1 protein-coding gene is annotated in these 420 nt (G+C 61.6%); it reads right to left on the reverse strand.

Going from position 1 to position 420, the window contains the following annotated elements; genetic code table 11:
* The coding region (locus AC1DT6_RS40620) for an IS630 family transposase (RefSeq protein WP_477115631.1) at positions 1-420 on the reverse strand (420 nt) is incomplete at both ends.

Consider the following 420-nt stretch of genomic DNA (forward strand, 5'->3'; position numbering starts at 1 on the left):
GGCGGTCGTTTTGAGTTCGGTGAGCGAGTGTGGGCAGAAGTTGGCCAGGGCATGGCGCTTGAGCCAGGCCCAGAGATACTCCACTGGATTCAGGTCCGGGCTGTAGGGCGGGACAAAGGCCATCTGCACTGCCCCACCAGTGCTATCGAGGTAGTCGCGCACGATGCGACTCTTGTGCTGCGCTGCGCCGTCCCAGATGATCATCAGGCGGCGCTTGAGGTGCGCGCGCAGCGCCTTGAGGAACTCCACGATCTGTGCACTCTTGATCGCGCCGTCGTAAAGGCGRAACAGGCAGTTGTGATAACTCAGGCCCGCGATGGCCGAGACATGTTTCCAGTTGAAATGAAACTGGATGACTGGCGTTTGACCTTTCGGCGCCCAGGTGCGCACGCGCGTGGGTCGCTCCGAGAGCCCAGACTC

Source organism: Cupriavidus sp. 01L45 (assembly GCF_056399885.1).